The 22,353-nt window shown below is 71.0% G+C and carries 23 protein-coding genes; 7 read left to right on the top strand and 16 right to left on the bottom strand.

Annotation, left to right across the window (positions count from 1 at the left end; translation table 11 throughout):
- Positions 1-23: 23 nt before the first annotated feature.
- Positions 24-1,205 carry an amidohydrolase family protein gene (locus ABZ896_RS13360; RefSeq protein ID WP_360926676.1) on the top strand — a complete coding sequence of 394 codons (1,182 nt, stop codon included), beginning with the start codon at positions 24-26 and terminating at the stop codon, positions 1,203-1,205.
- 356 nt (positions 1,206-1,561) lie between these two features.
- Here the strand turns inward: ABZ896_RS13360 and ABZ896_RS13355 are convergent, their stop codons facing one another.
- The 6 genes from ABZ896_RS13355 to ABZ896_RS13330 are packed head-to-tail and all read right to left on the bottom strand — an operon-like array spanning position 1,562 to position 6,410.
- A complete protein-coding gene (locus ABZ896_RS13355; protein WP_360926673.1) occupies positions 1,562-2,689 on the bottom strand; it encodes a serine hydrolase domain-containing protein in 1,128 nt (375 codons plus the stop codon).
- On the bottom strand, positions 2,682-4,145 hold the full coding sequence (locus tag ABZ896_RS13350; protein WP_360926670.1) for a class I adenylate-forming enzyme family protein: 1,464 nt from the start codon (positions 4,143-4,145) through the stop codon (positions 2,682-2,684). Before ABZ896_RS13350 ends, ABZ896_RS13355 begins: the two co-directional genes overlap by 8 nt.
- A 4-nt stretch (positions 4,146-4,149) precedes the next feature.
- Positions 4,150-4,572, bottom strand: a complete 423-nt coding sequence (locus ABZ896_RS13345; protein ID WP_360926667.1) for a MaoC/PaaZ C-terminal domain-containing protein — start codon at positions 4,570-4,572, stop codon at positions 4,150-4,152.
- Positions 4,569-5,030: a MaoC family dehydratase N-terminal domain-containing protein gene (locus tag ABZ896_RS13340; protein ID WP_360926664.1), complete on the bottom strand. Its 462-nt coding sequence runs from the start codon at positions 5,028-5,030 to the stop codon at positions 4,569-4,571. Before ABZ896_RS13340 ends, ABZ896_RS13345 begins: the two co-directional genes overlap by 4 nt.
- Before the next feature lie 23 nt (positions 5,031-5,053).
- Positions 5,054-5,914: an enoyl-CoA hydratase-related protein gene (locus tag ABZ896_RS13335; RefSeq protein ID WP_360926661.1), complete on the bottom strand. Its 861-nt coding sequence runs from the start codon at positions 5,912-5,914 to the stop codon at positions 5,054-5,056.
- A gap of 4 nt (positions 5,915-5,918) precedes the next feature.
- Positions 5,919-6,410, bottom strand: coding sequence for a PaaI family thioesterase (locus tag ABZ896_RS13330; RefSeq protein ID WP_360926658.1), 492 nt, complete (start codon positions 6,408-6,410; stop codon positions 5,919-5,921).
- A 136-nt stretch (positions 6,411-6,546) separates the two neighbouring features.
- Here ABZ896_RS13330 and ABZ896_RS13325 point away from each other — a divergent pair, with 136 nt between their 5' ends.
- Positions 6,547-7,743, top strand: a complete 1,197-nt coding sequence (locus tag ABZ896_RS13325) for a CoA transferase (RefSeq protein ID WP_360926655.1) — start codon at positions 6,547-6,549, stop codon at positions 7,741-7,743.
- Between the two features lie 5 nt (positions 7,744-7,748).
- On the opposite strand, the gene ABZ896_RS13320 is transcribed toward ABZ896_RS13325, so the two are convergent.
- Genes ABZ896_RS13320 through ABZ896_RS13305 form a run of 4 tightly spaced genes read right to left on the bottom strand, consistent with a single transcriptional unit; the run spans position 7,749 to position 11,336 of the window.
- The gene (locus ABZ896_RS13320; protein WP_360926652.1) at positions 7,749-8,504 is read right to left on the bottom strand and encodes an SDR family oxidoreductase; all 756 of its coding nucleotides are present in this window, start codon (positions 8,502-8,504) and stop codon (positions 7,749-7,751) included.
- A complete protein-coding gene (locus tag ABZ896_RS13315) occupies positions 8,504-9,016 on the bottom strand; it encodes a nuclear transport factor 2 family protein (RefSeq protein ID WP_360926649.1) in 513 nt (170 codons plus the stop codon). The genes ABZ896_RS13320 and ABZ896_RS13315 overlap by 1 nt, the downstream gene beginning before the upstream one ends.
- Complete coding sequence (locus ABZ896_RS13310) at positions 9,013-10,191, bottom strand: acyl-CoA dehydrogenase family protein (protein WP_360926646.1); 1,179 nt, start codon at positions 10,189-10,191, stop codon at positions 9,013-9,015. The genes ABZ896_RS13315 and ABZ896_RS13310 overlap by 4 nt, the downstream gene beginning before the upstream one ends.
- 20 nt (positions 10,192-10,211) lie before the next feature.
- Positions 10,212-11,336 (bottom strand): acyl-CoA dehydrogenase family protein, encoded by a 1,125-nt coding sequence (locus ABZ896_RS13305; protein ID WP_360926644.1) that lies wholly within the window; start codon positions 11,334-11,336, stop codon positions 10,212-10,214.
- Between the two features lie 109 nt (positions 11,337-11,445).
- Here ABZ896_RS13305 and ABZ896_RS13300 point away from each other — a divergent pair, with 109 nt between their 5' ends.
- The gene (locus ABZ896_RS13300; RefSeq protein WP_360926641.1) at positions 11,446-12,267 is read left to right on the top strand and encodes an enoyl-CoA hydratase/isomerase family protein; all 822 of its coding nucleotides are present in this window, start codon (positions 11,446-11,448) and stop codon (positions 12,265-12,267) included.
- Positions 12,268-12,294: 27 nt separating this feature from the next.
- Complete coding sequence (locus tag ABZ896_RS13295) at positions 12,295-12,795, top strand: MaoC/PaaZ C-terminal domain-containing protein (RefSeq protein WP_360926638.1); 501 nt, start codon at positions 12,295-12,297, stop codon at positions 12,793-12,795.
- 16 nt (positions 12,796-12,811) lie between these two features.
- On the opposite strand, the gene ABZ896_RS13290 is transcribed toward ABZ896_RS13295, so the two are convergent.
- The 3 genes from ABZ896_RS13290 to ABZ896_RS13280 form a co-directional block, all read right to left on the bottom strand.
- Positions 12,812-14,227 (bottom strand): family 1 glycosylhydrolase, encoded by a 1,416-nt coding sequence (locus ABZ896_RS13290; protein WP_360926635.1) that lies wholly within the window; start codon positions 14,225-14,227, stop codon positions 12,812-12,814.
- Between the two features lie 113 nt (positions 14,228-14,340).
- Entirely contained in the window at positions 14,341-15,942 is a 1,602-nt protein-coding gene (locus ABZ896_RS13285) for a GMC family oxidoreductase N-terminal domain-containing protein (RefSeq protein ID WP_360926632.1), read from the bottom strand.
- On the bottom strand, positions 15,939-16,832 hold the full coding sequence (locus ABZ896_RS13280) for a crotonase/enoyl-CoA hydratase family protein (protein ID WP_360926629.1): 894 nt from the start codon (positions 16,830-16,832) through the stop codon (positions 15,939-15,941). The genes ABZ896_RS13285 and ABZ896_RS13280 overlap by 4 nt, the downstream gene beginning before the upstream one ends.
- A gap of 100 nt (positions 16,833-16,932) precedes the next feature.
- Here ABZ896_RS13280 and ABZ896_RS13275 point away from each other — a divergent pair, with 100 nt between their 5' ends.
- From ABZ896_RS13275 to ABZ896_RS13265, 3 genes are read left to right on the top strand one after another with little or no spacing between them, the layout of a single operon-like run.
- Positions 16,933-17,718: an enoyl-CoA hydratase/isomerase family protein gene (locus tag ABZ896_RS13275; protein WP_360926626.1), complete on the top strand. Its 786-nt coding sequence runs from the start codon at positions 16,933-16,935 to the stop codon at positions 17,716-17,718.
- A 3-nt stretch (positions 17,719-17,721) separates the two neighbouring features.
- On the top strand, positions 17,722-18,864 hold the full coding sequence (locus ABZ896_RS13270; protein WP_360926624.1) for an acyl-CoA dehydrogenase family protein: 1,143 nt from the start codon (positions 17,722-17,724) through the stop codon (positions 18,862-18,864).
- Positions 18,861-19,883 (top strand): TIGR03617 family F420-dependent LLM class oxidoreductase, encoded by a 1,023-nt coding sequence (locus ABZ896_RS13265; protein WP_360926622.1) that lies wholly within the window; start codon positions 18,861-18,863, stop codon positions 19,881-19,883. The genes ABZ896_RS13270 and ABZ896_RS13265 overlap by 4 nt, the downstream gene beginning before the upstream one ends.
- Before the next feature lie 7 nt (positions 19,884-19,890).
- Here the strand turns inward: ABZ896_RS13265 and ABZ896_RS13260 are convergent, their stop codons facing one another.
- From ABZ896_RS13260 to ABZ896_RS13250, 3 genes are all read right to left on the bottom strand, one after another.
- Complete coding sequence (locus ABZ896_RS13260) at positions 19,891-20,676, bottom strand: FCD domain-containing protein (protein WP_360926619.1); 786 nt, start codon at positions 20,674-20,676, stop codon at positions 19,891-19,893.
- A 130-nt stretch (positions 20,677-20,806) separates the two neighbouring features.
- A complete protein-coding gene (locus ABZ896_RS13255) occupies positions 20,807-21,202 on the bottom strand; it encodes an OB-fold domain-containing protein (RefSeq protein WP_360926617.1) in 396 nt (131 codons plus the stop codon).
- Positions 21,199-22,350 carry a thiolase family protein gene (locus ABZ896_RS13250; protein WP_360926615.1) on the bottom strand — a complete coding sequence of 384 codons (1,152 nt, stop codon included), beginning with the start codon at positions 22,348-22,350 and terminating at the stop codon, positions 21,199-21,201. The genes ABZ896_RS13255 and ABZ896_RS13250 overlap by 4 nt, the downstream gene beginning before the upstream one ends.
- Positions 22,351-22,353 lie beyond the last annotated feature (3 nt).

Here is a 22,353-nt window from a genome sequence, read left to right as displayed (position 1 = left end):
TCCTGGGGCCCGGAGGCGACGCCATGGCCGAACAGCGCAAGCCCATCTTCGACTGCGACCAGCACATGTACGAGGAGCGGGACTCCTTCACCCGCTACCTTCCGAAGGAGTTCCTCGGTGCGGCCGTCGCCCCGGTGACCCTGCCGGACGGGCGGGAGGTGATCCTCGCCGGGGACCGCATCGTCGTATGCCTGGAACCGGAGTTCGGGCAGGTCTACCGGCCCGGGTCGCTCAAGGAGATGCTCAAGGCGATGGCCTCGGGCAATCCCGAGGAGACGTACCAGTTCGAGCCGATGCACGAGTCGTACCAGAACCGCGAGGCCCGGCTGCGCGTCATGGACGAGCAGGGCCTGGACCAGACGATCATCTACCCGGGCGGCTGGGCGCTGGTCGCCGAGGAGTACGTGAAGGGCGTGGAGCCGCTCTACGCCAACTACCACTCCTTCAACCGGTACATGAACGAGGTCTGGGGCTTCAACCACCAGGGCCGCATCTACGCCCCCGCGCTGCTGTCACTGCGCGATCTGCCCAGCGCGGTCAAGGAGTTGGAGTACGTCCTCAACCAGGGCGCCCGTTTCATCCTGCTGCCCACCGGGCCGGTGTACGGCCGCTCGCCCGGCGACCCGTACTTCGACCCGTTCTGGAAGCTGGTCAACGAGGCCAAGGCGAGCGTCTGCTACCACATCAGCGAGTTCTACTACAACTCGCAGGTGGCGCCCTCCTGGGGCTACGACCCGAACCCCATCCACTTCCGGATGTCGGCCTGGCAGTGGCAGAACACCTACGGCCAGCGCCCCGTCGAGGAGACGCTGTCCGCGCTGATCTTCGACAACCTCTTCGGCCGGTTCCCCGACATCAACATCCTGGTGTCCGAGTTCGGCTCCGAGTGGGTGCCGCACTTCGTGCGCCACATGGACAAGAGCCGCGGCATGGGCCGCAACGGCCCCTGGATCGGCGGGCAGTTGGACGAGCGCCCCAGCCAGGTCTTCCGCAAGCACGTCCGCGTGGTGCCCTATCCGGAGGACGACATCGTGAACGTCGTCAAGCGCCTCGGCTACCACGAGTCCATCGTCATGGGCTCCGACTTCCCCCACGCGGAGGGCCTGGCCAACCCGGCCGACTTCCGCAAACTCATCGCGGAACTCGACGAGTCGGCCCAGGACGACATCATGTTCAACAACGCCCAGCAGCTGATCACCCGCTGAGCGACACGGCCCAAGCGGGAGCCCGGTACCGGAATCCGGTGCCGGGCTCCGGCCTGTCCGGGGATAGCGGCTGCGGGTCCGCCGCCCAGTCCGATGCCCTGGTGGCGCGGGAACCCCTGCGGGGAGGCGGTCACCCGCGTGCACCCGGACATCTGGTGCTGCTGCCGGGCCGCCCCCCGTCTGCCGCCCGTGACACCGACGCACGGCTTTTCCACGGCGTCGGCCGAATCACATCGCATCCGCCGCTCCACAGGTCGCCGCGGCCGGGCGATGCGCTACGCACTCGGCGTTCTCGCCGGCATCGCATTCGTCCGGTAGTTGGCCGGGACCACGGCAACCACGGCACGCGCCTCGCACTACTGGTCCGTCAGATCCGCAGCCAGGTTCGCGATGTTGGTCAGCAGGGCCGTGCCGCGTCGGGAGTGGTCGTAGCCGGCGAGCGGGTAGCCGTTGGTCAGGCAGGCGAAGGACAGGCCGGTCTCCGGGTCCATGAAGCCGAGTTGGTAGGCGGCTCCGGCGCTGCCGAAGAGGGCGGGTGAACCGGTGGACGGCAGGTTGCTGCCCGCGTCCGGGCCTGCCACGGTGACGAACAGGCCCATGCTGGTACGGCGACCCGACCCGCCTCCGTAGATCTGCTCGCCGTGCGGGTGGTCCGTCAGTCGGATCCGGGTGCCCTCCGCCACGGCCTCCGGCTTCCACAGTCCCGAGTGCTCCAGCGCCTGGAAGTACAGGGCGACGTCGGCGGCCGTGGCGACCAGGGCGTGGCTGGGCTCCCCGGCCGCCAGCACCCGCGGGTCGGACAGGTACCAGGGGCCCCAGGGGTCGGGTTCCTGCTCGTCGCTCGTGCGGTCGGTGGCGGTCATCGGGGCGACGGTGTCTGCCTGACGGTCCACCGGGACGCCGAGTTCGAGCGAGGACAGGCCGAGCGGTTCGGCGATCCGGTCGCGCAGCCAATCGGCGAACCCCAACCCCGTGCGCCGTTCCACGATCTCGGCGATCAGCCAGGCCGCCGAGGTGAGGTGGAACTGGAAGCGGCTGCCCGGCGGATAGTCGAGCCGCCAGCGGCCGAAGGCGGCAAGGCGCTGCTCTCGGTCGAGCATCTTCGGGTAGCCGAGCGGTGCAAAGGGGAAGCCGGCGGTGTGGGTGAGTACCTGCTCGACCGTCACCTCCTCCTTACCGTTGGGCGCGAACTCCGGGATGATCGAGGCGACTTGCTCCCCCACGTCCAGCAGGCCCTCGCCGATCAGCTTCCACACCGCACCCGCGACGATCGACCGCCCGACGGACTGCAGGACATATCGCGTGGACGGTTCGGCCTCCCCCCAGGTCTCGAAGGCGACCAGCCTTCCGCCTCGCGCCACGGCGACCTGCACGGACGGCAAAGGTCCGTGCTCGACCTCCAGGCGGATCCGGCGCAGGAGTACGTCCAGCCGGTGCGGGTCGACGCCGACGGCTTCCGGGGCGACGACCGAGTGGTCAATCATGTGCTCCTCCTTGGCCTGGTTCGCGCAACTCGCGGCGTACGACCTTGCCGTTGGCGTTGCGCGGCAGGTCGTCCACGAACCACCAGCGGACGGGGACCTTGAACCCGGACAGCCGGGCGCGGGTGTGGCCGGCGAGGGCCGCGGGCTGCGGTGGGGCGTCGGGGTCGGCGGGGACGACGAAGGCGACGACGGTCTGGCCGAGCCTCTCGTCGGGCACGCCGGTGACCGCGACGTCCGCCACCCCGGGGTGCGCGGACAGGACCGTCTCCACCTCCAGCGGGTGGACGTTCTCGCCACCACGGATGATCATGTCGGTGCGGCGGCCGAGCAGGTAGAGGTACCCGTCCTCCGCCACGCGGCCCAGGTCGCCGCTGTGCAGCCAGCCCTCGGCGTCGATGCTGAAGAGGTGGTCGGCGCGGGCGTGGATCTCTCCGGCGCCGTCCAGGCCGGGGTCGTGGACCCTGATCTCGACACCGGGTGCGGGTCGTCCCACCGACCGCAGAAGTTCCGTGCGCCCGGCCACCGCCTCCCGGTGGTCCTCCGGGGTGAGCACGCTGATCGGGGAGCCCTCGGTCTGGCCGAACATGTTGAGCATGCGGACGCCGGGCATCGCTTCGTACGTCCGCCGCAGTGTGCCGGGGCGGACGGGCGCGCCGCCGTACTGGAGGGTCCGCAGTGTCTCGTGGCGGGCCTGTCCGGCCGCCAGGAGGGTCTCCAGCATCGCCGGGACCATGCTGGTGTGGGTGGTGCCGAGCTCCCGCAGCAGGGTCCAGCCCTCGACGGTGAAGCGGGGCAGACCGGTGATCAGGGCGCCGGCGGCGAGGGCGACGGCGATGTTGCCGAGGCCCGCGATGTGGTGGAAGGGGGCGCTGCCGCCGTAGAAGCTGTCGGGGTCGAGCGCGCACAGCCGTCCGTTCACGCGGGCCCGGGCGGCGAGACGCCGTTGGCTCATGGGGACGGGCTTGGGCAGGCCGGTCGTTCCGGAGGTGTGCAGGACGGCGGCGAGGTCGTCGGGCTCGGCAGTCAACGGCCGTGTACCGGGCGCTAGTTCGGGCACGATGGCGATCCGCCGGCCGGAGAGTTCGGCGACCTGCCTGCCGAGGTCGGCGAACTCGGGCTGGGCCAGCAGCACTTGAGCTCGCGTTTCCTTGACCACGGCGGCGATCTCGTAGGCCGTCATGCGGACGCCGAGCGGGGCGAGCGGGTGGCCGGAGCCGGCGCCGCCGATCACCAGGGCGAGGGCGTCTGCGGAGGTGGCGACCAGTGCGGGCACCGGTTCGCCGGGCTCCAGGCCGAGGGTGTCCAGCCAGTCGGCCGCACCGGCCGCACGGTCGAGGAGTTCGCGTCCGGTCCAGGTCAGGTCGCCGAACCGGACGGCGGGGCGGGCATGGTCGTAGGCGTGGCTCACCAGGGCGGTCCAGGTGGCCGTCGTACCGGCCTCCTGCGCGGCGGCCATCGGGTCAGGGCTCCAGGCGGGCCGCCGCGGTGCCGGTGACCACCTCGGCGCCGTTCTGGTTGACGGTGCGCAGGGTGAAGTGGGCGACCGGGCCGGCCGGCGTGTCCTCGATCGACTCGACGGTGACCGTCGCTTTCAACGTGTCGCCGGGCCAGACCTGGGCCTTGAAGCGGACGCCGTAGCGCAGCAGTGCATCGGGGCCGACCCAGTCCGTCAGGACCCGGCCGGTCATGCCCATCGTCAGCATGCCGTGGGCGAAGACGCCGGGATAGCCCGCGGCCTCGACGGCGAACCGCTCGTCGGTGTGCAGGGGGTTGAAGTCGCCGGAGGCGCCCGCGTACTGCACGATCCGGGTGCGCTTGAGGTCGTCGACGAGGACGCTCTCACGCGTCTCGCCGACCTTGATGTCGTCCGGGCTCAGGGTCATCGGGCGTCCTTCGGGGTCGCCGGGCCCTCGGGGACGACGGCCACGGTCACGGCACTGACGACCGGTGCGCCGTCGGCGTCCCGGTACTCGGTGATGCGCTCGCTGAAGAGCAGGCGGCCGGTGCGGCCCTGCTTCTCCCAGCTGCGGCCGGTGCTGTTGTGGGCGTAGAGGGTCTCGCCGGCGCGCACCGGACGGTGGTACTCGAAGTGCTGCTCGGCGTGGAGGCCGCCCCCGCCCTCGGCCATGACACCGGCGTCACGTCCCGACCCGAACCACTCCTCGTCCGGCTTGGGACGCAGGTGGTAGCCGGGGTCGTAGTGGGCGCTCGCCATGGTGAAGGTGGGCGGTGCGAGCGCCGACTCGCCCGCGTAGGCCGGGTTCTCGTCACCGATGGCACGGGCGAACATCATGATGTGCCCGGCTTCGACGGGGAAGGGTTGCCCTGGTTGCCCTGTCATCTGCGTGTGCTCCTCACATCGGTTCAGTACGGCAGAAACGCGTCGCGCGTGGCCTCGTCCGGGTCGAAGTCCGGGGGCAGTCCCTCGAACTTGGGCTCCCGCTTCTCCACGAAGCTCGACACGCCCTCGCGGAAGTCGGGCGAGCCCGCGAAGAACTCCATGGCGGAGTAGGAGCGGGCGAGGGCGTCGGTGAAGGTGCGGTCCAGGTCGCCGTACACCTGGTGCCGCAGGACGGCCATGGCCCGCGGTGAGCAGTTGCGGGCGATGTCCCGGGCGTAGGCGCGGGCCGCGTCGAGCAGGTCCTCGGGTTCCACGACGCGGCTGACCAGGCCGAGGCTCTTGGCCTCGTCGGCATCGAAGACGCGGCCGGACAGCAGCAGGTCGAGGGCGTTCTCCAGACCGATGACGCGTGGCAGGACGTAGGGGAGGTTGTACTCGCCGGCCAGCCCGCGGCGGGTGAACGCGGTGGTGAAGCGGGCCCCGCGGGCGGCGAAGCGGACGTCGCAGATGAGCGCCTGGACCAGGCCGATGCCCGCGCAGGCGCCGTTGACGGCGGCGATCAACGGTTTCGGCATGTTCCGCCTGCTGTACATGGGGACGCGGGCCTGGAGGTTGAGGGACTCCCCCGGCTGGGAGTTCTTCTCAAGGCGTTGCATGTCCATCCCCGGGCAGAAGGCCCTGCCCGCACCGGTGATGATCACGACTCTGACGGCGGGGTCCTGTGCGGCCTGGTCGAGGAGCGTGAAGAACCGGCGCTCCATCGGCAGGCTCCACGCGTTCTTGCGCTCGGGCCGGTTGAGGGTGACGGTGGCGACGCCGTCCTCGTCCACCTCGTACAGGACCAGGTCCAGGTCCTCGGGGGCCACCACGGTTTCCTCGGGCATCACGTCACTCCTCGTCCAGCGGTTCGATCGGGTCGCCGACGCCGGGCCGTTCCCCGGAGATGGTCACCACCACCTGTCCTCGGGCACAGAGGCGTCCGTCGGCGCGCACGTCGACGTCGGCGAAGTGCACCCGGCCGCCCCGCCGCACACAGCGTGCGTACGCGACCGCTTCACGGCCGCGGGCGGGTGCGAGGTACTGCACCGACAGCGACACGGTGCTGAGCCGGCTGCCCTTGGTGAAGTCGTGCCCGGCAATCACGGCTCCGGCGCCCGCGGTGTCGATGAGCGCGGAGATGACACCGCCGTGGAAGACGTCCTCGTGGGCCGAGAGGAACTCGGCGTAGGGGAGCACGATCTCGACGCCGTCGGGTTCCCAACGTCTTACGCGCATCCCGCAGCGGCGATTGAAGGCGACTCCGCGCTCCCAGCGGGCTCGGAACCAGGATCGGCGTTCCCGCTGCTCCTGGTCGGTGAGGGTCCTCGCCGCGACGGTCATCAGCACGCCCTCCGGTCTCGGCCTGTCGACCGACCTATATAGCTACATGATTCGCCTAGATGAAGCAATCATAGACCTCGCCGCGCAGCTACTGAAGTATATTCATCTAACTCATTCAGCTGAAGGAGGAATCTCCATGCCGTCGACCGCCCTGGCCGGGATCCGCGTCCTCGACCTGTCCCGCATCCTCGCGGCGCCGCTGGCCACTCAGCTACTGGCCGACCTCGGAGCCGAGGTGATCAAGGTGGAACGGCCCGGGACGGGAGACGACTCACGGGCCTATGGCCCGCCGTTCGCCCCGGGGACCGACACCGCCGCCTTCTACCTCTCCTGCAACCGCAACAAGCGGTCGGTCACCGTCAACCACGCCTCCCCAGAAGGGCAGGAACTGATCCGCGCCCTCGCCGCGCGGTCGGACGTGCTGGTGGAGAACTTCCGGACGGGCACGCTGGCGAAGTACGGCCTGGACCACGAGAGCCTGCGCGCGCTCAACCCGCGCCTCGTCTACCTCTCGGTCACCGGCTTCGGCCAGACCGGCCCGTACGCCGACCGGCCCGGCTACGACGGCATCTTCCAGGCCATGTCCGGGATGATGAGCGTCTCCGGGCACCCCGAGGAGCCGATGAAGGTCGGCGTCAGCATGATCGACATCCTCACCGGGCTCTACGCCTCCACGGCCGTCCTCGCGGCCCTGCGCCACCGGGACCGCACCGGCGAGGGCCAGTTCATCGACCTGTCCCTGCTGGACTGCGGCCTGGCCTCGCTGTCCCACTTCGCGATGAACTACCTGGTCTCCGGGGAGGTTCCGCAGCGGCGTGGCAACGGCGGGTACGGCGGGATCCCCTCGCAGGCCTTCCCCTGCAAGGACAAGCCGATCTTCCTGGTCGCGGGCAACGACAAGCAGTTCGCCGCGTTCTGCGCGGCGGCCGACCGCACCGACCTCCTCCAGGACGAACGGTTCGCCACGACCCCCGCCCGGATCGCCCACCGCGAGGAGATCCTGCCGGTGCTGGCGGCGATCCTGCGCACCCGCACCCGGGACGAGTGGCTGACCGTACTCGACGCACACGACGTCCCCGCGGGCCCGTACAACGAGATGCCCGAGGTCTTCGCCGACCCGCAGATACAGCACCGCGAGATGCTGATCGAGGTCGAGGATCCGGCCTCCGGACCCCTGCCGATGCTCGCCAACCCGATCCGGTTCACGGCGACGCCGGTCGAGGGGTACGCCCCGCCGCCGGCGCTGGGTGAGCACACGGCCGAAGTGCTCACCGCGCTCGCGGGGGTGACGGACAGTCAGCTAACCGCGCTGCGGGACCGTGGTGTCGTATAGAGAGGTCACCCGATCAGGGTCCGGCCGCCCTCCAACATCAGCGTCGCGCCTGTCAGATAAGCCATGTCGTCGCTGACGAGCGCGGCCACCGCCCGGCCGATGTCGGTCTCCGGGTCCCCGAGCCGGCCCAACGGGATCTGGCGGGCGAGCTCCTCCGCCTTGTCCGGGTGCGCGGCCAGGTAGGCCTCCGCCGCCGGGCTGAGCGCGGCCGGACAGATGACGTTCACCCGGATCCCGTACCCGCCCCACTCCCGCGCGGCGACCCGGCTCAGGCCGCGGATCGCCTCCTTGGCCATCGCGTACGCCGCGAAGGTCGCCTCGCCCTGCACGGCGGCCGACGAACCGAGGTTCACGACGCTGCCGCGGCTCTCCTTGAGATACGGCAGGGCGGCCTGCATCGCGTGGAAGGCGGCCAACGGCCCGCTGCGATAGGCGAGTTCGACGTCCTCGTACGACGTCTCAGCCAACCGGCGCTGCACCGAGGACTGCGCGTTGTTGACGAGCACGTCGAGCCCCCCGAACTCCCGTACCGTCTCGGCCACCATGCGGTCGACGTCCTCCCGCTCCCCCACATCCCCGACCACGGTGTACGCCCGTCCCCCGCGCTCGGCGATCTCCCCGGCCGTTTGCTTCAGCTTGGCTTCGGTGCGGCCGGTGATCACCACGGCCGCCCCCTCGGCGGCCAGCGCGAGCGCGATGCCGCGGCCCACGCCCTGCCCGCCGCCGGTGACCAGCGCCGTCTTCCCTGACAACCGTGCCATCACGTCTCCTTCCAGAAGGCCGACCAGGCGGGGAAGGCCTCGGGCAGCGCCGGCTCCCCGGCGCCCTCCCAGCCCTTGAATCCCACCGCCTGGGGGCGCTGGGTCACGTCCGCCGCGTACCAGTGCCGCTCGCGGCGGCGGGAGAAGTACCACTCGCCGTCCACGCGCGCGTAGTCGTCCCAGTAGCAGATCGCCATCACGATCCACCGCTCCCCCACCTCGTGCTCGGCCCGGCAGTACACCGCGCCGGTCGCCGTGTCCCGTCCGGTGAACTCGACGCGGTGGCCGCAGATCTGGTGGACCGACCGGTGGAAGCCGCGCAGTTGGGGTTCGATGTGCCGCCGTAGGACATCCCGCCCGCGGCCGTGACGCCCCATGTCCACGTCCGGCCGGAAGCAGCCGACCCAGGCGTCCAGGTCGCGGCCGTCCACGGCGAGCGCGTAGCGGATGGGCAGCTGCTGGATGGCGAGCTGCGACTCGATGCGGTCGAGACGGTCCTCGACCGGGGTCACGGGCGCGGCTCCTTCGGCAACCCGAGGACCTGCTCCCCGATGATGTTGCGCTGGATCTCGCTCGACCCACCGTAGATCGTCTCCGCGAGGGAGAGCAGGAAGGAGCGCTGGCGGCGGTCCAGGGCGTAGTCCTCGCCTACGATCTGTCCGGCGGGGCCCGCCAACTCCGTGGCCAACTGGCCCAGTTGCTGGTGCCGGGTGGAGGCGTACAGCTTCGCGGTGGTGGCCTGTGCGCCGGGCGTGCGTCCGGCGGTCAGTTCGGCGATGGTGCGCAGGTTGGTGGTGCGCATGATGCGTACGGAGATCCAGGCGTCGACGATACGGCGGCGCAGCATCGGGTCGTCGAGTGCGCCCCGCTCCCGGGCCAGGTCGATCAGCGCCTCGGCCTCCCGCTCGAAGGTGAGCTGCTGGGGCAGGAGCGTGGTGCCGCGTTCGATGCCGAGCGTGGCCATCGCGGTGCGCCAGCCCTGGCCGACCTCGCCGACGACCATGTCGGCGCTCGTGCGGGCGTCGGAGAGGAAGACCTCGGCGAACTCGTCCTGGCCTGCGAGGTTGCGGATGGGGCGGATCTCCACGCCGGGCTGGTCGGTGGGCACGAGCAGCAGGCTCAGGCCCTTGTGCCGCACCGACTGCGGGTCGGTGCGGGTCAGGACGTAGAGCCAGTCGGCGTGCACACCGAACGAGGTCCACACCTTCTGTCCGCTGACCACCCATTCGTCGCCGTCCCGTTCCGCCCGGGTGCGCACGGACGCCAGATCGGAGCCGGCGCCCGGCTCGCTGAAGCCCTGGCCCCACAGTTCCTCGACGGCGAGGATCGTCGGCAGGAAACGCTTCTTCTGTGCCTCGCTGCCCATCTTGAGCAGCATCGGGCCGAGCAGGTCGAGGGCGTTGACGGTGGCCCGGTACGGGGCGTTCACGCGGGCGTACTCGTACTCGAAGACGATCTCCTCAAGCAGCCCGAGCCCGCGTCCGCCGTACTCCCGGGGCCAGCCGACGCCCAGCCAGCCCCCGGCGGACAGTTCACGGTCCCAAGCGAGGCGGACCTCCCAGGCCGCGCCGTCGGTGGGGCCGCCCACTCCCCGGTGCTCGGCGAACTCCCCCACCAGGTGGTCCGCCAGCCAGTCCCGCACCTCGTCGCGGAAGTCGCGTACGGCGGGCCCGAAGTCCAGCTCCATGTCAGCTTCTCCCTGAGGTCTCAGATACCGAGCCGGGTGGCGAGCAGTTCCCGGTGGTACGACGGTGTGCCGAGCAGTGCCTCGGAGCTCTTGGCCCGCTTGAAGTACAGGTGCGCGGGGTGCTCCCAGGTGAAGCCGATACCGCCGTGGACCTGGATGTTGTCGGCGGCGACCTTGGTGAACGCCTCCGAGCAGAAGGCCTGGGCGAGTGCGGCGGCGAGCGCGATCTCCGTCCCGTCTCCCGCGTCCAGCGCCCACAGTCCGCCGTACGCGGCCGAGCGGGCGGACTCGATCTCCATGAGCATGTCGGCGCACTTGTGCTTGATCCCCTGGAACGAGCCGATGGGCCGGCCGTACTGCTCGCGGATCTTGGCGTACGCCACGGCGGCGTCCAGGGTGGCCGCGGCTCCTCCGACCTGTTCAGCGGCCAGGAGTACGGCGGCGGTGGCGAGGGTGCGCTCCAGGGCGGGCCACGCCGTGCCCTCGGTGCCCAGGAGGCGGGCGGGGGTGTCCGTGAACTCGATCCGGGCCTGTTTGCGGGTCTGGTCGAGGGTGGGGAGGGGGGTGCGGGCGAGGCCGGGTGCGTCGGCGGTCTCGACGGCGAGGAGGCTGACGCCTGACGGGGTGCGGGCGGCGACCAGGAGCAGGTCGGCCAGCTGTCCGTCCGGGACGTAGGTCTTCACGCCCCTCAGCCGCCAGACGCCGGTCTCGTCACGGACTGCGGTGAGCCCGATGCCCTGCTCGTCCCAGCGGCCGCTGTCCTCGGTGAGCGCCAGCGTGGCCACCGTCTCGCCGGACGCGATGCCCGGCAGGAAGTCGTGCCGCGCCTGTTCGTCGGCACAGCGCAGCAGGGCCTCGGCGGCCAGGGCGACGGTGGCGAAGTACGGTCCGCCGAGCAGGGCGCGGCCCGCCTCCTCGAAGACGATGCCGAGATCGACGTAGCCGAAGCCGGAGCCGCCGTACTCCTCCGGTATGGCGAGCCCTTGGAGGCCGAGTTCGCTGGCCATCCGTCGCCAGACGACGGGGTCGTGACCCGTGGGGTCGGCGGCCAGGCGGCGTACGTCCGCCTCGTCGGAGTGCTTGGCCAGGAACGAGCGGACGACCTTGCGCAGTTCGTCCTGTTCCTCGCTGAAGGTGAGATCCATGCCGAGCTTCCCGTCCTCGGTGCAACGTCACGTGCGGCCTGCTTGCCGCCCACCTCTCGATACAGTTAGATAATTATAGTATCCACACTGAATACACCAGGAGCGCGACGTGACCGATCCCTACGCCCCGTTCACGAGCCTGACCTTCGAGCGGCCCGCGCCCGGCGTGCTGCGGATCGTGCTCGACGCCCCGAACCTCAACGCCGTGGATCCACGGATGCACGGCGAGCTCGCCGACATCTGGTCCGTCGTGGACCGGGACGAGGAGACCCGCGCTGTGCTCGTCCAGGGGGCGGGCAGGGCGTTCTCCGCGGGCGGGACCTTCGACTCCATCGAGGCCATGACCGAGGACTACGCGGTGCGCGCCCGGGTGATGCGGGAGGCGCGGGACATGGTCTACGGGGTGCTCAACTGCTCCAAGCCGGTGGTCTCCGCGATCCACGGTCCGGCGGTCGGGGCGGGGCTGGTCATCGGCATGCTGGCGGACGTCTCCGTCGTCGCCCGTACGGCGAAGATCGTCGACGGGCACACGCGGCTCGGTGTCGCGGCCGGTGACCATGCCGCCATCTGCTGGCCGTTGCTGTGCGGCATGGCCAAGGCCAAGTACTACCTGCTGACCTGCGAGACGCTCACCGGCGAGGAGGCCGAGCGGATCGGGCTGGTGTCGAAGTGTGTGGACGACGCCGACGTGCACACCGAGGCCCTGCGGGTGGCGACCGCCCTCGCCGCTGGGCCCGCCAGCGCCATCAGCTGGACCAAACGGTCCCTCAATCACTGGTACCGCACCGCCCAGCCGATCTTCGAGGCCTCGCTGGGGCTGGAGTTCTTCGGGTTCGGCGGGCACGAGGTCGTCGAGGGGCTCGCCGCGCACCGCGAGAAGCGGGCCGCGGACTTCGAGGGCGTCGGCACCAAGCATCCGCTGGACCTGTGACCCCCGCACGAGAGGAACCGACCGATCATGGCACCGCAGCAGACCACCACCGAAGTCCCCCTGCTGGTCAAGGGGTTGACGTATGAGGAGATGCCGGTCGGGCAGGTCTTCAGGACCGCCCGCCGCACCATCACCGAGACCGACCTGGTCAACTTCGTGACCTGGGGCGGCTTCACCGAGCCCCTCTTCTGGGACGCCTCGCACGCGGCGGACGGGGGCTACACGGGGCGACTCGTCCCGGGAGGACTGACGTACTGCCTCGCCGAGGGCCTCGTCCTCCAGACGAACGTGCTGCACGGCACGGGCCTCGCCTTCCTGCACATGGAACTCGACGTGCTGGGTCCCGTGTACGTCGGCGACACCGTGTACGCCGTCGTGGAGACCACCGGGTCCCGGCCCTCCAGCAAGCCGGGCCGGGGCGTGGTGACCAGCCGGATCACGGTACGCAACCAGCGGGACGAGGAGGTTCTCGTTTACACGCCGGTGCGGCTGATCCGCGGGAGGGACTACGAGGCTCCGGCGTCCTGAGCCGCGGCCGTCCGGGCTACGAGGTCGTGCTGTCCTGAGTCCGAGGCGCGGCCGGCACCAGACTCAGGCCGATGGGCCGCCCCCCTTCCGGTACGGCCGCGTCGGCGAAGGCGCCGTGATGCAGCCAGTCGGAGGGGATCGAGGGGCGCGGCGGGGCCTCGTGGTCCGGGACCGCCATCGCGTACAGGCGGGTGTAGCGGAACTTGGCCTCCAGGTTGTCCAGGACCGACCAGTACTCGTAGCCGCACACCCGTACACCGGCCGCCGTGAGTCCGGCCAGCCAGGAGAGGCGGGCGCGCAGCAGGGCCCGGCGCCGCTCGTCGTCGCTGTGTCCCGTGGCGTCGACGAGATCCAGGTCGCCCATCCCGTTGTCGATCACGGACAGCGGCGGCAGCGCGTCGCCGTAGAGCTCGTAGAGGCCGGCGACGGCGTCGGCGAGTCCTTCGGGGATGATCGGCCAGCCGTAGGCGGTGGTCTCCACGTCGTCGAAGGGGACGATGGCGAAGCCCAGGCCCACGAGCAGGCGGTTCACCTCGTTGAGGGCGCTCTGGCAGGTTCTCGTCGGCAGCACGCGGGGCAGGTTCTCGGGCGCGGTGACGCGGAACGGGGTGTGCCAGGACAGGCCCAGCAGGTCCTGCTCGGTGGCGATGGTCTCCAGGTCGCCGGGGCGCACACAGCCGGTGTCGTCGACCGGTGAGTCGCCGTCCTCGGTCACCATGTGCTCGCCGAGGAGCAGGGGGTCGAGGAAGAGCCGGTTGGTCCAGCACTCCAGGCGTTCCAGGGCGAGACGGTCGTAGGGGTCGTCGGTGGCCGGGTAGCCGCCCACGAGGGTGACCGTGGTGCCGATGCGGCCTCGTGCGCCGGTGGCCCTGAGGGCCTGCGTGGCGAGCCCGTTGGCGAGCAGGATGTGGTGGACGGCGGGCAGTCCGGCCCGGCCCGCGCCCCGGTTCGGGGGGTACATTCCGGCCACGTGGTCGGCGAGCGTGGGGCCTGCGATGTCGGTGGAGGTGATCCAGCGTTCCACCCGGTCGCCGAAACGGCGGCCGAGTTCGGCGGCGAAGGCGGCGAAGTGCTCGGCGGTGTCGCGGGCGAGCCAGCCGCCGGCGGCGTCCAGCCACGGTGGCAGTGAGCGGTCGAGCAGGGTGAGGGCGGGCCGGGTGCCCTGCGCGAGCAGTGCGTCGAGCGCACGGTCGCAGCGGTCCAGGGCGCCCCGGTCCCAGCTGCTGGGGCCGTCGGGCTGGAGCTGCGGCCATCCGGCGACCATGCGGTGGGTGTCCGCGACGATGCCGGTCAGCTGCTTGAGGTCGTCGGTCCACTGCCGGAAGTGCCCGCCGCGTTCCGGCAGGGGCGGCAGAGGTGCCGCGATGGTGTCCGCCGTGGCGACCCCCCAGTCGACACAGCGAAGGGATTCATGCAGGAAACCATCGCTCATGGCTACCGTCCAGCGGTGAATGGTTTAGCGCATTCAACTGAATGTCCGCCGACCGGACGCTAACAGGTCAAACAAACTACGACAATGTTTCGGCCAGATCTCCCGGTACGGGATCAGACCGTGTCCTGGATGAGGTCGGCCGCCCTCCAGGCCATGGCCATGATCGGTGCGTTCAGGTTGCCGGACACCATGGTCGGCATGACCGAGCAGTCGACGACCCGCAGGCCCTCGATGCCGCGTACCCGCAGCCGGCCGTCGACGACGTCGCCCTCGGCCGGGCCCATGGCGCAGGTGCCGATGGCGTGGTAGCCGCAGCGTCCCTGGTCGAGACCGGCGTCGATGATCTCCCGGTCCTCGCGCACGCCGGGGCCCGGCAGCGTCTCGGTCATGATCCGGCCGGCGATCGGCTCGGTCCCGAAGAGTTCCCGCATGCGCCGGAAGAGGGCGGTTCCCACCGTGCGGTCGTGGTTGGAGCCGTAGTAGTTCGGCGTGATGGTCAGAGGGGCGTCGGGGTCGGCCGACGTGATGTGCAGGCCGCCCTCGGCGGTCGGCCGCAGGATGTAGCCGAGGCCCATCACTCCAGGCTCGCGTTCCACGCCGGTCTCCTTGCCGGGGACGTCAGGCAGCAGGGACACCGGCGCGATCAGCAACTGGGCGTCCGGTCGGGCGAGTTCGGGGCGGGTCTTGAAGAAGGCGATGACATCGAAGGCGGGCGCGGCCAGCGGTCCACGGCGGGTGGCCAGATATCTCGCCCCCGACAGGGCCTGCCGCAGCGGGGTGCTGAGCGCCTTGTTGTAGCCGAGGTCGTCCTTCAGCCGGTACTGGACGACGAAACACCGGTGCTCGCGCATCCGGCCGCCCACGTGCGGGCTGTCGACCAGGACGTCGACGCCCGCCGATTTCAGCGTCTCGGCCGGGCCGATGCCGGACAGCTGGAGGATCTTGGGCGTGGCGATGCTGCCTGCGGAGAGGATCACCTCGCGCCGCGCCCGGAGGTCGGTCTCCCTACCGTGGCTGCGGGTGCGCACGCCGACAGCTCTGCCGTGCTCGGCGAGGACGCGCGTCACGCCGGTGTCCACGGCCACGGTCAGGTTGGGCCGGTCCGCGGCGGGGTGCAGGAAGGCGCGGGCGGCGCTGAACCGCTGTCCCTTCTTGATGGTGGCCATGGCGTAGCCGATGCGTTCGTCGTCGCTCGCGTTCAGGTCGTAGGTGCGGTGCCAGCCGAGTCCGGTCCCGGCGGCGATCACCTCCTCGCAGAGCGGCTCCGGCCGCGGTGCGGTGGAGACGTGCAGCGGGCCGCCCGCGCCCCGGGCCGGGGAGGCGCCGAGCGCGTTGTCCTCGATCCGCCGGAAGACCGGCAGCATGGTGTCCCAGCCCCAGCCGGGGTTGCCGAGCCGCTCCAGCTCGTCGTAGTCGGCGCGGTCACCGCGGTTGTAGACCATGCCGTTGACCGAGCTGGATCCGCCGAGCGTCCGGCCGCGGACCCAGTGCTCGACGCGGCGGCTCGGGCCCACCGGCTCGACCGGGTAGTGCCAGGCGAACCGGGGATCGCCCAGCAGCTTGCCGAACCCCTTGGGCATCCTGATCAGCGGGGTGGCGTCCCGGCCGCCCGCCTCGATCAGCAGGACGGACGTCTTCGGGTCCTCGGAGAGACGGTTCGCGAGCACACAGCCCGCGGACCCCGCGCCCACCACGATGTAGTCGAACGTCGTCATGCCTGGCCCTCCGGTGCCGGTGCCCGATCCTCCAGGGGGCGGAACTCCTCCTCCTGCCACCAGGGATACAGGGGTGGCATGTCCTTGCTGACCCGGCCCGGGAACGCGGGCGGCCGTTTGGCGAGGAACGACTGGACGCCCTCCACCGAGTCCGGGCCGCCGCCGATCTGGCTCATGATCCGGGAGTCGAGCCGGTGGGCGGTCATCGGGTGGGGTTCGCCCAGCATCCGCCACATCATCTGGCGGGAGAGGGCGACAGAGATCGCGGAGGTGTTCTCGGCGATCTCCCGGGCGAGTGCGTCCGCCGCCGGCAGCAGCTCCTCCGGCGGGTGCACGGAGCGGACCAGCCCGGCCGCGAGTGCCTCGTCCGGGCCGAAGACGCGACCCGTGGCCACCCACTCCATGGCCTTCTGCATGCCAACGGCCCGGGGCAGGAACCAGCTCGCCGCCGATTCCGGCACGATGCCGCGGCGGGCGAAGACGAAGCCGAACTTCGCCGAGGTCGAGGCCAGGCGGATGTCCATGGGTAGGGTCATGCTGGCCCCGACACCCGCCGCCGGGCCGTTGATCGCCGCGATGACCGGCTTGGTACTGGAGAAGATCCGCAGGGCGACCCGGCCGCCCGTGTCCCGGTGCCAGGCGCCCGCCTTACGGTGGTCGAAGGAGGAGCCGCCGGAGCTGACGTCGGCGCCCGCGCAGAAGCCGCGCCCGGCGCCGGTCACCACGATCACGCGGATCTCGTCGTCGGCATCGGCCGCGTCAAGCACGTCGAGCAGGTCGGTCATCATCTGCGGGTTGAAGGCGTTGAGTTTCTCGGGCCGGTTGAGGGTGACAGTGAGGATCTGGTCCGCCACCTCGGCCCGCACGGTGTCGTACTCCTGCTGCGGCATACGCGTCCTCCGTCACTCCGGCGAGCCGTTTCCAGAAAGCTTAATTAGTTATAGCATTCAACTCTACTGACTCGTTCGATGATGACTGATGGCGGTGGAGATGACGGACCTCTTGGTGACGGCCGTCGGGCCAGTCCGGCTGATCGAGCTGAACCGACCGGACCAGCTCAACGCGATGAGCGAGGAGCTGCACGCGGGTCTCGCCTCGGTGTGGGACTCCCTCGCCGACGACCCCGAGGCCCGGGTGGTCGTCCTCACCGGCCGCGGCCGGGCGTTCAGCGCCGGGGGCAACTTCGACATCATGACCCGGGTCCAGCGCGACCGCGCCTTCCGGGAGCAGAACGTCGACGAGGCGCGGCGGATCATCACCGGGATGGTGCGCTGCCCGCTGCCGGTCATCGCGGCGGTCAACGGGCCCGCGGTGGGCCTGGGTTGCAGTCTGGCCCTGCTGAGCGACCTCGTCCTCATCGCCGACGACGCCTATCTCGCGGACCCGCACGTACAGGTCGGACTGGTGGCGGGCGACGGCGGTGCCCTCGTCCTCCCTCTCCTCGTCGGACTGACCCGCGCGAAGGAACTGCTGTTCCTCGGCGACCGGGTGAGCGCCGAGGAGGCGGTCCGGCTGGGCATCGCCAACCGGGCCGTGCCCAAGGACAAGCTCCTGGACGAGGCGATGGACCTCGCCGGACGGCTGGCCGCCCTGCCCGCGCAGGCGCTGCGCGAGACCAAGCGCGCGGTGAACCTGCACCTGGAGCAGGCGCTCGCCACCGTGCTCGAACCCGCCCTGCTCGCCGAGCAGGAGACCATGCACTCGCCGGACCACATCGCCGTCGTCGAGAAGATCATCGCGTCCCGCGCGCGCCGCCGGACCGCCGGGGAGGGCTGAGGCATGGACTTCGCGTTCAGCGAGGAGCAGGAGGAACTGGGGCGCACCGTAAGGGCGTTCCTGGCCGACACCTCGCCCGAGACGGAGACGCGTCGCCTGATGGAGACGCCCGAGGGCTTCGACCGGGCGCTGTGGCGCCGGATGGGGACGGAACTCGGGTTGCAGGGCCTCGCGGTCCCCGAGGAGTACGGGGGCGCCGGGTGCGGGCCGGTCGAAGTGGGCGTGGTGATGGAGGAGATGGGCCGTGCGCTGCTGTGTGCGCCGTTCCTGTCCTCGGCCGTGCTGGCGACGACCACGCTGCTGCGCTGCGCCGACGAGGAGGCCCGCAAGCGCCTGTTGCCGGGACTGGCCTCCGGTGAGCTGGTCGGGACACTGGCCCTGACCGAGGACTCCGCCCGCTGGGACGAGACCGGGGTCCGGCTCACCGCCCGTGAGAGCAACGGGAGTTGGCTGCTCACCGGGCACAAGATGTTCGTCCTGGACGGTGCCACCGCCGATGTCGTCCTCACCGTCGCCCGCGCCGACGACGGCGTTGGGGTGTTCTGCGTGGAGGGCGACGCGGCCGGACTGACCCGGGCACCACTGCCCACCATCGACCCGACCCGCCGCCAGGCCCGCCTCGACTACCAGGCCGTACCGGCGACCCGGCTGCGTACGCACGGCGACGGCTGGGACCTGGTGTCGGAGGTGCTCGACCGGGCCGCGGTGGCGCTGACCGCCGAGCAGGTCGGGGTGGCCTCCCGCGCGCTCGACATGGCGGTGGAGTACGCCAAGGTGCGCCACCAGTTCGGGCGACCCATCGGCTCCTTCCAGGCCGTCAAGCACCTGCTGGCCGACGTCCTGCTGGAGGTGGAGTCGGCGCGCGCCGCCGCTCACTACGCCCTGCTCGCGTCGGAGAACGAGGACCCGGAGCTGCCCGCCGTGGCGAGCCTGGCCAAGGCGTTCTGTTCCGACGCGTGCGTACAGGCCACGCAGGAGAACATCCAGGTGCACGGCGGCATCGGCTTCACCTGGGAGCACCCGGCCCACCTCTACCTGAAGCGGGCCAAGACGTCACAGCTGCTGTTCGGCGATCCGGCGTACCACCGGGAGCTGCTCGCACGGCGCATCGGCATGGAAACGGAACAGGACAAGGGAGCGGCATGAAGGTCGACGGCAAGCTCAACGTGTGGAGCACCACGGAGGTCGTGGAGGAGGCCCGGCACCATGAGAAGGCCGGCTACGACGGTCTGTGGGCGTCGGAGTCCAAGCACGACCCCTTCCTGCCGCTGGTGCTGGCGGCCGAGCACACCGACCGGCTTGAGGTCGGCACGGCCATCGCGGTCGCCTTCGCCCGCTCCCCCATGCAACTCGCGTACACCACGCACGACCTCCAGACCTACGCGGGCGGACGCTTCTCGCTCGGTCTGGGCAGCCAGATCAAGCCGCACATCGAGCGGCGCTTCGACATGCCGTGGAGCCGGCCCGCGGCCCGCATGCGCGAGTACGTGAGCGCGCTGCACGCGATCTGGGCCGCCTGGAACGAGGGCGAGAAGCTGAACTTCCGCGGCGACTTCTACTCGCACACCCTGATGTCGCCCTTCTTCTCTCCCCCACCCGCTCCCGGCGGCGCGCCCAAGGTGTTCGTGGCCGCGGTCGGCCAGGCGATGACCCGGGTGGCGGGCGAGGTCGCCGACGGGCTCCTCGCGCACGGCTTCACCACCGAGCGGTACCTGCGGGAGGTGACCCTGCCGACCGTGGAGGCGGGTCTTGCCGCGTCCGGCCGTACGCGGGCCGACTTCGCCGTCTCCCATCTGCTGCTGACCGCGACCGGCCGCACGGAGGAGGAGATGACCCGCGCGATCGACGGCACCCGCGCCCAGGTCGCCTTCTACGGCAGCACACCCGCCTACCGCGGGGTGCTGGAGCTGCACGGCTGGGGCGAACTCGGCGACGAGCTGCACGCGTTGTCGACGTCCCGGCGCGAGGACAAGTGGGAGGCGATGAGCGGCCTCGTCGACGACGAGGTGCTGCACACCTTCGCGGTCGTGGCGGAACCGGAGCGGGTCGCGGGCGAGATCCGGCGCCGGTACGGGGCGCTGGTCGACCGGGTGTCCTTCTACACGGCGTACGAGATCGACGCCGAGGTGTGGGAGCCCATCGTCGAGGAACTCCACGGCACGTGACGTCGCGTCAGCCGAGCAGGTCCAGGACGGTGGTCATGGACCTGTTCTGCAGCAGGTAGTCCTCGGCCTCCTGGAGATGCAGGCGCCACAGCTCCTCGGCGGCCTCGGCCCGGCGCTGGGCGACCAGTTCGACCAGCGCGCCGTGGGCCCGGAAGCCCCGGCGGTTGGCCCTGATGTTCTCGGGGCTGCCCGCGTCCAGGTCGACGTGGGACCAGTTCGCCTGGTCGATGATGTGCCGGACCATGCCGTTGAGGACGCTCAGCGTCTCGTTGCCCGCCAGTTCGACGACCAGGGCGTGGAACTCCATGTGGGCACGGATGAAGGCCGAGGGGTCGTCCATCAGCGCCTCGGCCTCGGCGACCGCGGCCCGCAGCCGCTCCAGGTCCTCGTCCGTGCGTTCCTCGGCCAGCAGTCCGGCGCACGGTGCCTCGATGACCGTACGGGCGTCGTAGACGTCCTTGAGGGTCGTGCCGCGGTATTCGAGGACCACGCCGGCGTACCGGGCCGCGACCGTGCCCTCCGGGATCTGCACCCGTGCCCCGCCCCGGGCGCCCCGGCGCACGCTGATGAGCGACTCCGACTCCAGCACGCGGAACGCCTCGCGCAGCGTGGGGCGGGAGACGGCGAACTCCGCCATGAGCGCCGACTCGGCCGGGAGCGCCTCGCCCTCGGCCAGTTCTCCGCGCACGATCTTGCGGCGCAGCTGTGCCGCCACCAGCTCGGCCATCTTGGGGACGCGGACCTTGACACCATTCACGCCCCCGCCGCCCTGCTGCCCTGTCGTACGCGTCACCGGGCCACCTCCGTCCGCCCACGGGTGCGGGACAGGGCCCGAGCACCGGGTAGACGGTCCACTCTACTAGATAACTGATTGAACTAGGTTACCGAGTTCGACTCTAGAACGAGCGCGCCGCGCACGAGCCTCAGGACTCCGGTACGAACCAGGGCAGCGTGATCTCGTCCGTGAGGGGCCGGAAGTCGACGCGTACCCGCATGCCGATGGCCACGGCGTCCGGATCGCCGGCGTCCACGTGGGAGAGCAGAGTGGCGCCGTCGTCGAGGTCGATCACGGCGAGCGCGAAGGGCGTGTCGAAGCCGGGGCCGGGAGCGCGGTGCACCACGGTCACGGAGTAGACGGCCCCCCGGCCCGTGCTCGCCACGTAATGCCAGCCCGCGGCCATGCACCCGGGGCAGACGGGCTCGGGGACGAAGAAGCGCAGGTCGCAGCTCGGGCAGTAGGGGACGACCAGGTCGCCGCGTCGGGCCGCGTCCCAGAAGGGTGCGGACAGGTCGGTGGGGACGGGCACGGGCCGGCTCATCGCGCCCTCCCCAGCAGGCTCATCTCGTAGTGCTGCGCGCCGGATCCGGCGTTGCCGACGACCGCGAGCTCGGCGCCCTCGACCTGGTGCACGGCGGTGCCGCGCAACTGCCGTACGGCCTCGACGACTTTGAGCGTCATCTGCTGGGTCCCGTTCCAGGCGTACGACAGACAGCCCCCGTCGGGGTTGACGGGATGCTTGCCGCCGACGGCGATGGCACCACTGGCCGCCAGTGGCCCGCCCTCGCCCTCCCCGCACAGACCGAGTGCTTCCAACTGCCGGATGATCTCGAAGGAGTTGGGGTCGTACAGGGAGAACACGTCCACGTCCTGCGGGCCGACGCCCGCCATGGCGTAGGCGCGGGTCGCGGCATCCCGGCCGAGCTGGCCGACCTCCCGGTACAGCGCCGGATTGGCGTACGCGGCCTGGTGGTACTCCATGCCGCCGCCGAGGACGGCGACGGGCGGCTGCGGCAGGTCGCGGGCCCGTTCGGCGGTGGTGACCACGAGTGCGGCGCCGCCCTCGCCGACGATGCAGCAGTCCAGCAGGTGGAAGGGCGTGGCCACCATCCGGGACGCGAGGACGTCGTCGGCGGTGTACGGCCCGCGGCCGTACATCATCGCCTCCGGGTTGGTGGTGCCGTTGTTGCGGATGGTGGCGGCGACCTCAGCGAGCTGACGGGAGGTCGTGCCGTACTCGTGCATGTGCCGTGCCGCCACCAGCGCGAACTGGGCGACGACATAGCTGCCCCACACGTCGGCGAACTCCAGGGGTACCCCGGCCCCGACGGGACCGGCTCCCCGCGAGACCAGCTTGCAGCCGCCGACGACGACGGTGTCCGCGTATCCGGCGCTGACGGCGGCGGCCGCCTTCAGCAGGCCTCGTGAGCCGGCGTTGTCGAGCATCGAGTCGCTGGTCCAGCGCAGGTCCCGGCCGAGCATCCGCGCCCAGGAGCTGCCCTCGCCGGGTACGCCGCCGGGGCCGGGCCAGTCGACCTGGGCGCCGTCGACGTCGGCCGGGGTGAGTCCGGCGTCGGCGATCGCGCCGCGTACCGCTTCCAGGGCGAGGTCCATGGCGTCGCGGTCGGGCAGGGTCAGTGCCTGTTCGGTGGCGTGCACGCCGACGACCACGGGCTGGCGGCCGTTCACGAG

The organism is Streptomyces sp. NPDC047072 (assembly GCF_040643855.1).
GTDB lineage: Bacteria > Actinomycetota > Actinomycetes > Streptomycetales > Streptomycetaceae > Streptomyces.
The sequence above is the reverse complement of the archived record's forward strand: the minus strand, read 5'-3'. Positions and strand labels throughout refer to the sequence as shown.

Excerpts from the sequence above, each read along its gene's own strand:
- ABZ896_RS13360 (WP_360926676.1), top strand. The coding sequence starts at position 24 with ATGGCCGAACAGCGCAAGCCCATCTTCGACTGCGACCAGCACATGTAC.
- ABZ896_RS13355 (WP_360926673.1), bottom strand. The coding sequence starts at position 2,689 with ATGATTGACCACTCGGTCGTCGCCCCGGAAGCCGTCGGCGTCGACCCG.
- ABZ896_RS13350 (WP_360926670.1), bottom strand. The coding sequence starts at position 4,145 with ATGGCCGCCGCGCAGGAGGCCGGTACGACGGCCACCTGGACCGCCCTG.
- ABZ896_RS13345 (WP_360926667.1), bottom strand. The coding sequence starts at position 4,572 with ATGACCCTGAGCCCGGACGACATCAAGGTCGGCGAGACGCGTGAGAGC.
- ABZ896_RS13340 (WP_360926664.1), bottom strand. The coding sequence starts at position 5,030 with ATGACAGGGCAACCAGGGCAACCCTTCCCCGTCGAAGCCGGGCACATC.
- ABZ896_RS13335 (WP_360926661.1), bottom strand. The coding sequence starts at position 5,914 with ATGCCCGAGGAAACCGTGGTGGCCCCCGAGGACCTGGACCTGGTCCTG.
- ABZ896_RS13330 (WP_360926658.1), bottom strand. The coding sequence starts at position 6,410 with ATGACCGTCGCGGCGAGGACCCTCACCGACCAGGAGCAGCGGGAACGC.
- ABZ896_RS13325 (WP_360926655.1), top strand. The coding sequence starts at position 6,547 with ATGCCGTCGACCGCCCTGGCCGGGATCCGCGTCCTCGACCTGTCCCGC.
- ABZ896_RS13320 (WP_360926652.1), bottom strand. The coding sequence starts at position 8,504 with ATGGCACGGTTGTCAGGGAAGACGGCGCTGGTCACCGGCGGCGGGCAG.
- ABZ896_RS13310 (WP_360926646.1), bottom strand. The coding sequence starts at position 10,191 with ATGGAGCTGGACTTCGGGCCCGCCGTACGCGACTTCCGCGACGAGGTG.
- ABZ896_RS13305 (WP_360926644.1), bottom strand. The coding sequence starts at position 11,336 with ATGGATCTCACCTTCAGCGAGGAACAGGACGAACTGCGCAAGGTCGTC.
- ABZ896_RS13295 (WP_360926638.1), top strand. The coding sequence starts at position 12,295 with ATGGCACCGCAGCAGACCACCACCGAAGTCCCCCTGCTGGTCAAGGGG.
- ABZ896_RS13290 (WP_360926635.1), bottom strand. The coding sequence starts at position 14,227 with ATGAGCGATGGTTTCCTGCATGAATCCCTTCGCTGTGTCGACTGGGGG.
- ABZ896_RS13285 (WP_360926632.1), bottom strand. The coding sequence starts at position 15,942 with ATGACGACGTTCGACTACATCGTGGTGGGCGCGGGGTCCGCGGGCTGT.
- ABZ896_RS13280 (WP_360926629.1), bottom strand. The coding sequence starts at position 16,832 with ATGCCGCAGCAGGAGTACGACACCGTGCGGGCCGAGGTGGCGGACCAG.
- ABZ896_RS13275 (WP_360926626.1), top strand. The coding sequence starts at position 16,933 with ATGACGGACCTCTTGGTGACGGCCGTCGGGCCAGTCCGGCTGATCGAG.
- ABZ896_RS13270 (WP_360926624.1), top strand. The coding sequence starts at position 17,722 with ATGGACTTCGCGTTCAGCGAGGAGCAGGAGGAACTGGGGCGCACCGTA.
- ABZ896_RS13265 (WP_360926622.1), top strand. The coding sequence starts at position 18,861 with ATGAAGGTCGACGGCAAGCTCAACGTGTGGAGCACCACGGAGGTCGTG.
- ABZ896_RS13255 (WP_360926617.1), bottom strand. The coding sequence starts at position 21,202 with ATGAGCCGGCCCGTGCCCGTCCCCACCGACCTGTCCGCACCCTTCTGG.